This window comes from Dyadobacter sp. NIV53 (assembly GCF_019711195.1).
Lineage (GTDB): Bacteria > Bacteroidota > Bacteroidia > Cytophagales > Spirosomataceae > Dyadobacter.
Genome location: NZ_CP081299.1, coordinates 1,135,486 through 1,147,608 on the forward strand (window position 1 = coordinate 1,135,486; position 12,123 = coordinate 1,147,608).

General features: G+C 41.1%; 9 protein-coding genes. 7 read left to right on the forward strand and 2 right to left on the reverse strand.

Translation table 11 applies throughout. The features are described from left to right. Positions 1–206 precede the first annotated feature (206 nt). Genes KZC02_RS04435 through KZC02_RS04450 form a run of 4 tightly spaced genes read left to right on the forward strand, consistent with a single transcriptional unit; the run spans position 207 to position 5,163 of the window. Positions 207–1,235, forward strand: a complete 1,029-nt coding sequence (locus KZC02_RS04435; RefSeq protein WP_221393012.1) for an ATP-binding protein — start codon at positions 207–209, stop codon at positions 1,233–1,235. Between the two features lie 24 nt (positions 1,236–1,259). After that, positions 1,260–1,703 carry a response regulator gene (locus KZC02_RS04440; RefSeq protein WP_221393013.1) on the forward strand — a complete coding sequence of 148 codons (444 nt, stop codon included), beginning with the start codon at positions 1,260–1,262 and terminating at the stop codon, positions 1,701–1,703. A gap of 60 nt (positions 1,704–1,763) precedes the next feature. Then, positions 1,764–4,709: a PAS domain S-box protein gene (locus KZC02_RS04445; RefSeq protein ID WP_221393014.1), complete on the forward strand. Its 2,946-nt coding sequence runs from the start codon at positions 1,764–1,766 to the stop codon at positions 4,707–4,709. Positions 4,710–4,731: 22 nt separating this feature from the next. Then, entirely contained in the window at positions 4,732–5,163 is a 432-nt protein-coding gene (locus tag KZC02_RS04450; RefSeq protein WP_221393015.1) for a response regulator, read from the forward strand. A 150-nt stretch (positions 5,164–5,313) separates the two neighbouring features. Here KZC02_RS04450 and KZC02_RS04455 read toward each other — a convergent pair whose 3' ends face one another. Continuing rightward, positions 5,314–6,126 (reverse strand): class I SAM-dependent methyltransferase, encoded by an 813-nt coding sequence (locus KZC02_RS04455; RefSeq protein ID WP_221393016.1) that lies wholly within the window; start codon positions 6,124–6,126, stop codon positions 5,314–5,316. Between the two features lie 368 nt (positions 6,127–6,494). Here KZC02_RS04455 and KZC02_RS04460 point away from each other — a divergent pair, with 368 nt between their 5' ends. Continuing rightward, on the forward strand, positions 6,495–7,814 hold the full coding sequence (locus KZC02_RS04460) for a hypothetical protein (RefSeq protein WP_221393017.1): 1,320 nt from the start codon (positions 6,495–6,497) through the stop codon (positions 7,812–7,814). Positions 7,815–7,971: 157 nt separating this feature from the next. Next, positions 7,972–9,453 carry a cryptochrome/photolyase family protein gene (locus tag KZC02_RS04465; protein ID WP_221393018.1) on the forward strand — a complete coding sequence of 494 codons (1,482 nt, stop codon included), beginning with the start codon at positions 7,972–7,974 and terminating at the stop codon, positions 9,451–9,453. A gap of 253 nt (positions 9,454–9,706) precedes the next feature. On the opposite strand, the gene KZC02_RS04470 is transcribed toward KZC02_RS04465, so the two are convergent. Further along, a complete protein-coding gene (locus KZC02_RS04470) occupies positions 9,707–10,258 on the reverse strand; it encodes an alpha/beta hydrolase (protein ID WP_221393019.1) in 552 nt (183 codons plus the stop codon). Positions 10,259–10,581: 323 nt separating this feature from the next. Here KZC02_RS04470 and KZC02_RS04475 point away from each other — a divergent pair, with 323 nt between their 5' ends. After that, complete coding sequence (locus tag KZC02_RS04475; RefSeq protein WP_221393020.1) at positions 10,582–11,751, forward strand: glycoside hydrolase; 1,170 nt, start codon at positions 10,582–10,584, stop codon at positions 11,749–11,751. Positions 11,752–12,123 lie beyond the last annotated feature (372 nt).

The window sequence follows — 12,123 nt, forward strand, 5'->3', positions numbered from 1 at the left end:
TAGTTACCTGTTTAAATTTGTATGAAAAGATTTTTCTCACTTTTCAAGATTACCCTCCTGCAATTCAGCTAAGTACATGACGGGTTTTTTAATTTGATAAACAATAATAATAAAAAATATCGTATATTGTAGAAAAAGTTCGATTTCAATAATCGCTCCAATTATGTAAACTGACCCGAAAATCCAATTTCCTCCATAAACAGTATATGAACAAATGGAATGACCCCACACTCGTACTCATTTCTGTTGGTAAGGTTAACCTTCAAATCCAGGAAAAAGAAAAGCGTGCACAAGAACTGCATATAGCTAACGAAGAGCTTCTTTTTCAAAACATTGAAAAAGAAAAAAGAGCGGAAGAATTAATTGTGGCGAACCAGGAACTGGTGCGCCAAAATACAGAGAAAGAAAAAAGGGCGGAAGAGTTAATAAAGGCCAACCAGGATCTGGCCTCGCAAAATAAAGAAATCAAAAAGCTTTCGGAAGCACTGGAACTGGCAAACAACCAGTTGGCTTCACAGTTTATCGAAAAAGAGAAACAAGCACTCAGCCTGGAAGCTGCTAATCAGGAACTTGAATCTTTTTCTTATTCGGTTTCCCACGATTTAAGGGCTCCATTAAGGGCAATAAACGGTTTTACAGAAATTCTGCTCGAAGATTATATAGAGCAGCTTGGGGATGATGCGCAGTACCTGCTCAGTGAAATAATTGCCAACTCACAAAAGATGGGACAGCTTATTGATAACCTGCTGGATTTCTCCCGGGTCAGCAAACAGCAAATCTCGGCTGGCCGCATTGACACACAACAATTGGTAAACTCGGTAATCACGCAGCTCCGAAAGCTGGAACCAGGCAGGGATATAACTTTCGATATCGGCCATCTGGAACCTGCAATGGGCGACCGTAACATGCTGAGACAGGTTTATGTCAACCTGATTTCAAATGCACTGAAATATTCATCAAAAATAGAAAAATCCATAATACAGATTGGCTGTTTTACCGAATTTGATCTGCAGACATTTTACGTCAAAGACAATGGTGCAGGTTTCGATATGATGTATTATGACAAACTATTCGGTGTCTTCCAGCGACTGCACAGCAGCAACGAATTTGAAGGTACAGGCGTTGGGCTGGCTATTGTCCAGAAAATTATCACTAAACATGATGGCAGGGTTTGGGCAGAGGGCAAGGTAGGTGAAGGGGCTTCTTTTTATTTCTCACTCCCGGTTCTCTCATAATTTTACCTGCTACTCACAATACCAATGGAAAACGAAGAAATCCAGATCCTCTTAGTTGAAGATAATAAGGCAGACGCCGCACTGACGATCCGGGCCCTTAAAAAACATAACCTGGCAAGTAACCTGATACATCTGATCGATGGTGCACAGGCTCTGGATTTTATCTTTGGAAAAGGTGAATTCACAGGCAGAAATACGGATATAAAACCAAAAGTGATTTTTCTGGATCTCAAAATGCCAAAAGTAAGCGGCCTTGAGGTGCTCAGGATTATTAAAAGTGATGAAAAAACCAAACTGATCCCAGTGGTCATGATGACCTCATCCAAAGAGGAAAAGGATATTATTGAAAGTCATCAGCTGGGCGTCAACAGTTATGTTGTCAAACCGCTTGGCTTTGAAAATTTTTCTAAGACGATCGTGGAACTTGGTTTTTACTGGCTTGCTGTTAACAATGTCCCGGGGCAATAGCCATTGGGTGATACAACTTATAATCCGCAGTAAACAGCCAGATGGCAGCTTATGTTTAAAATGATAAAAATCCTGCATATAGAAGATATGCCCAGTGATGCCCTGCTGATAAAAAATGCGCTGGATAAATCAAAAATCCCTTATCAGGGGCTCGTTGTAGATACCCGAATCAAATTTATTGCTGCATTGACGGAATTTTCCCCTGACATCATCCTTTGTGATCATTCACTGCCATCTTTTAATTCGACCGATGCACTCAAAATAGTAAGGCAGAATACGCTGGATATACCTTTTGTCATTATCACTGCTACCATGAGCGATGAGTCCGCAGTGGACCTGATCATGAAAGGGGCAGACGACTATATCCTGAAAGACCGGCTGAGCCGGCTTCCCATTGCGATACTGAACGCACTGGAAAAATTCCGCTTAAAAAAAGAGCACCAAAAATTTTTAGATGCGCTCATTTCAAGTGAAAAAAGGTACCGGGCCCTTGTTGAACACAGTACAGACGGGGTTATCATCCTTGACGCCTTGGGAAAACCGACATTTGTGTCCCCATCTGTAAAAAACGTATTAGGTTACGAACAAAGCGAGGTTGAAGCAATGGATTTATATACCATCATGCATCCCGATGACACTCCCGGCGTCAGGCTCATGCTAAAAAAAATACTTGATAACCCGGGCAAGACAATCAAAGGGCATACAGGCCGGATGCTGCACAGAGATGGCAGCTGGAGATGGATCGAAGCCACGGTCACCAACTTGCTGAACGATCCGGCAGTCAACGGAATTGTAGATAACTTCAGGGATGTTACTGAAAAGCGGATCAGTGAGCAGCTCATGATCGACAGTGAAGAAAAATACAGGTTGTTATTTGAAACCAGCATGGATGGTATACTGCTCACCCGACAGAACGGACAGGTACTGGCAGCTAACCAGGCGGCATGCAACATTTTTGAAATGACCCAGGATGAAATTATTACTGTAGGCAGATCAGGCTTAACGGATGTCAATGACCCTGCACTTTCCTTATTGCTCAATGAGCGTGACCGGACTGGTAAATCAGGTGGTGAAATCACGATGCTGCGCATGGACGGATCCCGTTTTGCCGGTGAGGTCTCATTGACAGTATTTAAGACTGCGCATGGAAACGAGAATACATCCATGATTATCCGGGATGTCAGCAATAGAAAAAAGGCGGATGAGAATGACCGTTTTCAGGCAAATCTGTTAAATACTATAGGCCAGGCAATTATTTATACTGACCTGAGCGGAGTGATCAATTACTGGAACCAGGCTGCCCGGCAGATATATGGCTGGACTACTACCGAGGTACTGGGAAAAAATATATCCGAAATTATACCTTCCATGGCTACCGGGCATCAGATCAGCGAAATTCAGCATGCATTGCAACAGGGCCACACCTGGTCAGGCGAATTTAATAAAAGCAGAAAAAACGGTTCTTACTTCCCGGCTTTGGTTAACTACTCACCGGTATATGACCAAAACCAGGAGTTAAGTGGTATGGTCAGTATATCCAGTGATATCACTGAAAAAAGAGCCTTAGAACGTCTTTTGGATAAGGCAACCAACATGGCGCGGATTGGAAGTTATGAAATTGATCTGGTAAACAACCTCATTTTCTGGTCACCCATGACCAAACAAATCCATGAAGTAGAAACTGATTATATCCCGGAAACAAAAACAAACCTGATTTTTTTTAAGGCAGGCTACAGCCGGAATGCGATAACAGCAGCAGTTGACCAGGCTTTGCAGAACCAAACATACTTTGATCTTGAACTTCAGATCATTACTGCAAGGGGAAACCACCGATGGGTACGCGTGATTGGCGAAGCTGAACTGGTTGGTGGAAAGTGTATTCTGTACGGCAGTTTTCAGGATATAGACAAAATGAAGAAAACCGAGCTTGAAGTCCTCAGGGCCTATGAAGATAAAAATATTATCCTTGAAAGTATTGGTGATGCATTTTTTGCTGTCGACAAAGATTGGGTAGTCAATTACTGGAATAAGGAAGCCGCAAGACTGCTGGCACAGACCAAGGACAATGTTTTAAACAGAAACCTGTGGGAAGTATTCTCTGAAAGCAGAGAGTCGGAGTCATATACCAAATATACCCAGGCTGTTAATAACAACCAGATCGTTCATTTCGAAGATTACTATCAACCTTTGGACAGGTGGCTGGAAGTCAGTGCTTATCCTTCCGCAAATGGCCTTTCTGTCTTTTTTAAAGATATTTCAGAAAGGAAATTATCAGAAAAGAAACTCAGGGAACTGAATAGTGACCTTCAGCAATATACCAATGAGCTTGTCCTTTCCAATAAAGGACTGGAACAGTTCTCCTATATGGTATCTCATAACCTGCGCGCACCGGTTGCCAATATTATTGGCCTGGCCGGGCTTTTAGGCGAGGAAGATTATCCGGAAGATGTCAGAAAAGATTTCTTAGACGGAATTCAGGAAAATGTCATGCGCCTGGACAATGTCATAGGTGATTTAAATACCATTTTACAGGTTAAACGGCAGGTTGGTGAAAAGAACAAAACGGTAAACCTGCAATTGCTGGTCGACAATATAAAATCCAGTATCGATGGCCTGATCCTGAAAGAAAATGTTCAGATCATTACAGATTTTAGTGCGAAAAATGAATTTGTGGCACTTAGGACTTACCTGCACAGCATATTTTACAACCTGATCATTAACAGTATCAAATATCACCAGTCCGGCCTGGCTCCGGTGATGGAAATCAGGAGTGCTGTTTCCGGCCGCTTACTTACAATATCATTTAAAGACAATGGTATGGGGATCGACCTGGTTAAAAACGAGGGGCAGGTTTTTGGCCTCTATAAACGTTTTCACCAGCATGTGGAAGGTAAGGGAATGGGGCTTTTTATGGTTAGAACACAGGTAGAAATCCTGGGCGGTACCGTATCAGTGAGCAGTGAGGTTAACAAGGGTACTGAGTTTTTGATCAGGTTCCAAATTTAATACATAGATAAAATCTTATAATATGAAATCCGCATATCGTATTATTGTTGTAGACGATGACCCAGCGAATAACCTGATTTGTAAACATATCATCCACAGGTTTGATAAAGAAGCTCAGGTCACACTTTTCACGGACCCTGCAAAAGCATTGGAAGCGATTAAGGAGATTTATAGCCTGGGTACAGATAGTAATCCAACTATCATTTTGCTTGACATTAATATGCCTGTCATCACAGGATGGGAATTTCTGGAAAAATTCAAAATGCTTGACGAAAAAATCCGGAAACAAATAACGATCTATATTCTTTCCTCATCCATTGACGACGGTGATATTGAGAAAGCGGATAAAAACCCATACGTAAAAGCGTATTTCCAAAAACCTTTAAGACTTGAAACAGTACGGCTAATCTTACAACTACCGTCCGATCACCCAACGGATAAGAAATTGCCGTAGCTTATCTGAATCCTGTTTTTAAGAAACATCATAAGATTATTGATCCAGAAATGCACAGGAATATTTTCGAAAAAAAACCTGAAGAATAAGCCCTCCTATTATGAACGGCTTATTCTTTCGCATACCGAAGACGGGATACCGGGAGTCCAATCAGCGTAAAACCGTTACTTTCAGGAACGTAGCAGGTATGGAAGTGGTATTTTTATCTGTACTCTGGTTCTGGCTTTCAAACAACACTTCCAGTTCATGCTGTAAGTCAGCAGCATTCCCATTTTTTTCCGCAGCTTCAAATGCGTTCATCGTGGGGCCATAGTAATTTCTGAAAGTTTCAAGAAAAATAGCCGGGGCAAAGGGAGCCTGAAATGTAAATGTTTCCCTGGTAAATGAAATATTCTCTTTCAAGGCACCTGCACTAATAAAACGTTCTGTCACATCTTTTTCGACACCCCATAACATCGGGCTTATAAACCCTTCAGGCGGCGGTGGCGTGTAAGCGGAGCTCACTTTCAATATCTGGGCTACCAGTGTCGGATCGCCCGGTATCCAGTTTCCCATGACGATCTTCCCTCCACGGCGTACAACACGGAACATCTCCTTTGCCACATCAAATGGTTTGGGAGCGAACATGGCACCGAAAATGCTCACAACCAGATCAAAAGTTTCATCTGCAATACCCTGCAAATCTATTGCGTCACCTTCACTAAAGGTAATATTAGTAAGCCCTTCCGCCTTTACCCTGGCGTTTCCGGCTTCAACAAGGTTTCTTGCAATGTCGACACCCTGGACATTTGCACCAAGCCTGGCTGCCGGTATAGCGGTCGTGCCATCTCCACATCCAAGATCCAGAACATCCATACCGTCGGTGATCCCCAATTTTGCCACCAGTGCTTCTCCGCTTTCACGCATGGTTTCAGCGAGGCGCGTGAAGTCCCCTTTTTCCCACAAAGCTTTGTTTGCATTCATGTGTTTTTCAGTTTTCGCCAAAAATTTTTACAAAGTAAAAAAATGTAAATTCCGAGATCAATACCGGTCAATCAATAGTCGCATTCCACCTTACCGGAGTTTAGATACGAAGGTTCATTTTTACGCGTATTTATTTTGATGGATTTATTTTCGTTGTTGATTTTGATTCAATGAAGTAATGAAACCAAACATATTCCAGGATTTCAAAAAAGTTGGTGATCCGGGCATTTCACCTGATACACTCAGAATAAATACAGCAGAAACTTAAATTCAGATTATTATACCAAGAAAGTAAATTAGGATACATTATCAGCTTTAATGGGTTTGTACCTTGTTTTCCTGCTCAACGCGCCAACCGTTTTTTCTCAATGACCTCAACGACTGAAGAAACTAACAAAAACTGGAACTGGTATGAAAAACTGGCTTTCCGGTTTTTCTTTATTCTCCTGATAATGCACGCTGAACCATGGGGCTGGCCGGCATCGTTGCCAGTAGTCGGCGATTATTTAGGTTTAATTATCCAGCCATATTATGATTTTTTTGATTGGCTAACCGGTTTGGTCAAAAAACATATCCTGCATACCGACCTGATTATAACCCCAAATGGAAGTGGTGATACGATCGACTCATGGATTATTTACAGCCTTATTTTTGTCATTTCACTTGCCGGAACCATTATATGGACTTTAACTGACCGCCGTAATAAAAGGTACGACCTGCTCAATACATGGCTTCAGGTGATCATTCGGTATTATCTGGCCAAGACCATGTTTGTTTACGGATTGATAAAACTGTTTCCCCTTCAGATGCCCTCCCCGTCGCTAAGCCAGCTGATTACCCCATTGGGAGAATATTCCCGAATGCGCCTTGCATGGCTGTTTATCGGATCGTCATCTTCCTATCAGATTTTCTCAGGCTTCTGCGAACTGCTCGGCGGGTTGCTGTTATTGTCCCGGCGTACAAGCTCACTGGGTGCACTTATCCTGGTAACTGTCTTAACGCACGTGGTGGCACTGAATGTTTTCTTTGATATTCCCGTCAAATTGTATAGCAGTATTTTACTTGTCATGAGCATTTACCTGCTGGTTCCTAATATCCGGCAATTTTGGAGCTTCTTTATTTTACACATACCCGTTCAACTTACTTTCCCCGGCCTGAACCTGAAAAAGAAATGGAAACGGGTTACCAGGATTGCCTTAAAAACGATTTTCATTGCTGCATTTCTGATGTGGCCATTTTATGAAAACATGAATACTTACAGTAAAGGAAACCTGGTTTGGGGTGCTGAAAAAGGCGTTATTTCGGGATACTTTAATGTGGAAGAATTCCGTGTAAACGGCCGGAACGTAATGCGTACAGCTGCTGACACTTTTCGGTGGGAAAACCTTGTTTTTGAGGACTGGAATGCAGGAAGTATAAAGTCCGGTGTTTCGCAGGGAACCTCACTACGTTATGGACGTGATTATTTTGACTACAAAGCAGATACCATACAAAATGTCCTGCAGATCAAATTCAGAAAAGACAGCGTTCGCAACTTTAAGCTTACATATACCTTGCCTGACCCGGACCATCTTATATTGTCAGGCCGGCGTGGCAATGATTCTCTTTATGTATTTCTAAAAAAGAAAAATACAGGTCATTTTCTTTTGAACAACCCTTTGAACTGGGTCCAGAATAGTGTTCCGTGACCTGGTGTTTATTTGTAACCTGTCAGCAAAACGATTACAAAATGTAACAATTCATAATATTTAGACGATAAGCTAAGCAATCAGGCTCCGTTTTTAATAAAAAAGTATTCTGAAGCCGGGAATGAAATTTGTATAACCATTCCTGAAAACAAAATACATGAAAGCGGTTAACATTATTCTTCCTCATCAGTTGTTCGAAAAAAGCCCGGTTGCAGAAAACGGTTTTCCGGTTTACCTGCTGGAAGAGGCCTTGTATTTCAAACAGTTTGCGTTTCATAAGCAAAAGATCGCTTTTCACCGCGCAACGATGAAATGGTACGCTGCTTTTCTGGAATCCAAAAATGTAGAAGTTTTTTACATTGAATCAGCTGACCCGTTATCAGATGTGCGAAAAATGGTTGCTAATTTAAAATTAAAAAACATTGAGACCATACATTATATTGACCCGACAGACAACTGGCTTGGGCAACGTCTGGCCTCAGCGGCAGGCAAAGCGAACATAGAAATAATTCAGTATCAAAATCCTTTATTTCTGAATAGTAAGGAAGAGTTGGGTGTATTTTTTCAGGAGAAAAAGAAGAAATTTTTCCAGACCGAGTTTTATATTCAGGAACGAAAAAAACGTAAGATCCTGGTTGATGACAAAAATGAACCGATAGGTGGCGCTTGGAGCTATGATGTTGAAAACCGAAAGAAATATCCCCGCAAAAAAGAACCGCCGCACATTAGTTATTCCGAAACGAATGAATTTTATGAGGAAGCGAAAACCTACGTTCAGGAACATTTTAACGACAATCTCGGACATCTGACCAAATATTCGCTTTATCCGGGAAATCACCACGCAGCAAAAAAGTGGTTAACAGATTTTCTTGTAAGCCGCTTTCAGGAATTCGGGCCATTTGAAGATGCGATCGTGAAGGAAGAAAGCATTTTACATCACAGCATGTTAACGCCAATGCTTAATGTTGGGCTGATCACACCGCAGGCTATCATTGATGCCGTACTGGAATATGCAGAGCAGGAGAATATCCCGCTGAATACGACCGAAGGTTTTATCCGTCAGATGATTGGCTGGCGGGAATTCATGCGTGGTTTTTATGAATGTAAAGGTTCAGTTTCGAGGACAAAAAACTACTGGAACTTTACCCGGAAAATACCGAAATCTTTTTATAACGGAACTACGGGAATTGAGCCGGTAGACAGTACAATCAAGAAAGTCCTGGAAAGGGGCTATTGCCATCATATTGAGCGTCTGATGGTTTTGGGAAATTTTATGTTGTTATGCGAATTTGACCCGGATGAGGTATATCAATGGTTTATGGAATTGTTCATTGATGCTTATGACTGGGTAATGGTTCCCAATGTATATGCCATGAGCCAGTTTGCAGATGGCGGACTGATGGCAACCAAACCTTATATAGCTGGCAGCAATTATATTATGAAAATGAGTAATTATGAAAAAGGCCCGTGGCAGGAAATATGGGATGCGCTCTTTTGGCGCTTCATGCATGTGCACAGGAGCTTTTTTCAACAAAATCCAAGAATCGGCATGCTTCTGGGCAACTTCGATAAAATGGACACTGAAAAACAGAAAAACTTATTGAATACTGCTCACAAATTTTTACAGTCGCTGGACTAGTGGAAATGCAATCCGTTTGCTACTGAAATAAATTGGCACATTCCCCTACTTTCTTCAAATCCAATAGTTTGCAAAACTATTCTTACTTACAATAGTAATTAATGTTAAGCTATCTCGTACCTGAGGCAGGCTCTGGATTAACTCAATTGCTTCAAACAGGTAACCGCTAAATGGCATAAATTCACTTCGTTATTTAAGTCAATGAAATAATCAGGTCTAATTTTTTGAAACATTTAGAGCCTGTTTAAAATTGCTAATTAAAAAGTGATCTGATATCTTTTGCAACAACGCTGAGGTCGTTGTTTAGCTGGTGGCCACCCGTATCAATTTCGCGAAAAATGGCCCATGGAAGTGCTTCTTTATAAATGGCCATTTGAGCAACCGGGACTTCTTCATCATCGAGACAATGGTAAAAAAACAAAGGGATTTTTGTATCAATTCGTTTTGCAAAATCGGGTTGCAATCTGAAGGCTTTAACCCAATCGGCATCTCCATCCCAGAAAGGCGTTGCAATCAGAAAAACGCCGTCAATCTCCGTTTTGATCTCATTTTCTGAGAGGCACGCCAGTAACATCGAAGCTCCAAGAGAGTGGCCTGCCAAAATAACACTATCTGCACTTACAGAAATTTCTTGCCTGATCTGCAAGCGCCTGCCAAGGTCCGGGGACCCGTTGTCAGGCAAAAAAGGATAATGGATTGAGTATTCCGGCCCTAATTGTGATTTTAGCGAAGCGACCAGCTTTTCGTCCGCATCGTAGTCTTCCCTCGACCCGCCACCGTGAAAGAATATTATTCGTTTTTCCATACTTTCAAAACCTATGTTATACCGATCCTTATTTATCATTCAGGACGTTGAAAAAAATCTTTGATCTGAAAAATTACCGGTCACCGCTTTATTGGTTCATTATAAAATAATGCATTAACTTATTACTAAGATACATAATAAGCTAAAACAGAGCACATTTCCCTATTTAAGTATGTTTTAAAGAGCTATTATATTTTTTTAAAAACAATTGATAATGTTCATAAATTTCATACAGTGCTTATCGATCAGCTGAAATCTTTTACAACCATTTTACCTGATTTTAACTCTAAGGGGCAATGACTCATTTTAATGAAATTACTACCATGAAAATTAAATCAAGAAAAAACATTGTCCAAGCCTTTTTGTTTATCACACTTTTATCGGTTACTGCAAGCTGTAATAATGATGATAATGACAACGATAATCCGCAGCCAGGAACCAGTACGCTTATTGATCACGGATATATTCCGGTAACTGTGGATGGCCATTCTGAATTTGCGTCAAACGAATTTCAATTGGCCGCTTACAATAACAATTTCGTATTTGTTGCGACATCTGATGGTTTGTGGAAAAATAATCTTACGACAAAAGAATGGTCAAGAAGCGGATTTGAGGGAAAGAAGGTTTCCTGTATTTTCAGGCATCCTACGGTTGGTAACAAGCTTTTTGCAGGTATTAAATTGAGCGAAAATGCTACTGAAAAATCACTGTTTATATCCAATGACGGCGGGATAACCTGGACTGCAGCGGAATCACCCGTTCATAATGATCTGGATAATATATATGAAACTTATGTCAGTATGGCTGTCCGGCCAAATAATCCTGATCATATTTATGCCAATCTGGAAGGAGGTGCCATGATCGCTGTTTCTACAGATGGCGGAAAAAACTGGAAACGAATGAATAATGCGATGGATTCGTATTTTGGCTACCAAAGTAATATTGTTTTTTTACCCAATAATTCCAGCCAGATTTTCCAGGGAAGTGAAAACCCACTGGATGATGCATGGCTTGGCAGATACGACATTGACGCGAAAAATCCTGTTTTATTATCCAATTTTACCAAGGTCGTGGATATGAGTGTTTTTGGAAACAGAAGGCCTGTTGAACTTCAGACTAACGCTTATTCGGGAAACAGTATTTATGTAGGCCAGGAAGGTGCTCTTACAAAAGTCACGGGAACAACTACCAAATTTATATTTAAAGCGGATGAAGAAAACGCAAAACTTCCTTATGCCTATATTTATGGGATTTGGGTTGATCCCAATGATACCAACCACATCCTGTTTGGCGGGGCAATTAACGGTGACCAAACTTCATTAAGCCTGTTCGAAACATTTGACGAAGGAAAAGCAATCACGCAGTTAACAGGCAGTTCCACTTTGGCAAATGCAGAAGTGAGAAAGATCGTAGCTACCAATACCTATCCTGCCATAGTAGTTTACGAACCTGGTACAAAAAAGACACGGCTTTTACTTTATAAATCAAAGTAAAAGTTTGGGACATTGCTTAGTTTAGAGCCACCGGATGCTAAGATTTCATCCGGTGGCTTTTTGTAATTATTGATATACTCAAATGACCGGGATGCTGAAAATTGTCGTATTGGAAAAAATTTGAGCCCAGTCTGAACATGCAGCTGACCCATACAGGTTGAATGATTATGAGATTTTGAGCAATAGCAAATAACAAAATTATATCGGTCCATTTTAGACTGAGATTTCCCTTATACAACGGAAAGAATTAACTGAGCGCGGAAAGACGCTTATCCCGATATTAAAGGCGATGTTTGATTGGGGTGTTCAGATGGAAGATCCAAAAACCAGAGATACCTGGGATCCTGTCCTACCGGAGTAGCGTTTGAAAAT

Coding starts and splice junctions, on each gene's coding strand:
- KZC02_RS04435 (WP_221393012.1), top strand. CDS start 207: ATGAACAAATGGAATGACCCCACACTCGTACTCATTTCTGTTGGTAAG.
- KZC02_RS04440 (WP_221393013.1), top strand. CDS start 1,260: ATGGAAAACGAAGAAATCCAGATCCTCTTAGTTGAAGATAATAAGGCA.
- KZC02_RS04455 (WP_221393016.1), bottom strand. CDS start 6,126: ATGAATGCAAACAAAGCTTTGTGGGAAAAAGGGGACTTCACGCGCCTC.
- KZC02_RS04465 (WP_221393018.1), top strand. CDS start 7,972: ATGAAAGCGGTTAACATTATTCTTCCTCATCAGTTGTTCGAAAAAAGC.
- KZC02_RS04450 (WP_221393015.1), top strand. CDS start 4,732: ATGAAATCCGCATATCGTATTATTGTTGTAGACGATGACCCAGCGAAT.
- KZC02_RS04460 (WP_221393017.1), top strand. CDS start 6,495: ATGACCTCAACGACTGAAGAAACTAACAAAAACTGGAACTGGTATGAA.
- KZC02_RS04445 (WP_221393014.1), top strand. CDS start 1,764: ATGATAAAAATCCTGCATATAGAAGATATGCCCAGTGATGCCCTGCTG.
- KZC02_RS04475 (WP_221393020.1), top strand. CDS start 10,582: ATGAAAATTAAATCAAGAAAAAACATTGTCCAAGCCTTTTTGTTTATC.
- KZC02_RS04470 (WP_221393019.1), bottom strand. CDS start 10,258: ATGGAAAAACGAATAATATTCTTTCACGGTGGCGGGTCGAGGGAAGAC.